This window comes from Bradyrhizobium sp. UFLA05-153 (genome assembly GCF_054185185.1).
Genome location: NZ_JBBIAM010000328.1, coordinates 1 through 983 on the forward strand (window position 1 = coordinate 1; position 983 = coordinate 983).

The following is a 983-nucleotide window of genomic DNA, read 5'->3' on the forward strand; positions in this document are numbered from 1 at the left end:
AGCCCCTTCTGAGAGTATGGATACCAAAGAGCAATGGCGGACGCCGACCACTCGGAATTCCGTGTATTCGTGACAGACTCGTCATGATGGCTACGGTCTTAGTGATCGGTCCCATCTTCGATGTGGACCTGCTGGACAACCAGTATGGATTTCGTCCGAAGCTGGACGCCAAGATGGCCGTGCGCCGCGTGTTTTGGCATATCAAGGACCGGGGACGCCGCGAGGTAGTCGATGCAGATTTACGCGACTATTTCACGTCGATTCCACACGGTCCGCTGATGCGATGCCTGACACGACGGATCGCCGACGGACGACTCCTCTCGACTATCAAAGGCTGGTTGACAGTCCCGGTAGTTGAACGGAGCGGAAGACGGACGATACAGACGGCAGATGCGCGCAAGTTTAAGAAAGGGACCCCGCAAGGCTCTCCTCTGAGTCCATTGCTGGCGAACATTTACTTCCGACGCTTTCTGCTGGCCTGGCGCGACCACGGACACCAAGAACAACTCGACGCCTACGTCGTCAACTATGCCGACGATCTCGTGATCTGTTGCCGCCCCGGCCAAGCCGAGGCGGCGATGAAGCGAATGACGGTACTGATGAACAAGCTCGGGCTGGAGGTGAACGAGACCAAGACCCGCATCGCTCGATTGCCGACGGAACGATTCACGTTCCTAGGCTACACGATCGGGCGGTTCTACGGAAAGGATGGACAAGCCTTCATCGGCACGCGTCCGTCCAAGAAGGCGGTCATGAGATTGCTCCGACGAATCCACGAACGCACGACGCCGCAGTGGTACCCGGACACACCGGAGAACACTGTCGTCGTCATCAGTCGCTTTCTTCGTGGCTGGTGCGGCTACTTCGACCAAGGTCCTGTCATGAAGACCTATGACTTCATCAGGCAATACGTCGATCGGCGTCTGCGGCACTGGTTGATACAACGAGCAGGAAAACGTGGCAGGGGCTTCAAAGAGTATCCG

Annotated in this window: 1 protein-coding gene; it reads left to right on the forward strand. The window is 57.3% G+C overall.

The features are described 5' to 3' along the window. Positions 1-20 precede the first annotated feature (20 nt). Positions 21-983, forward strand: a 963-nt coding sequence (locus tag Q2941_RS51970; RefSeq protein WP_458197556.1) for a reverse transcriptase domain-containing protein, incomplete at its 3' end; no start/stop codon positions are given.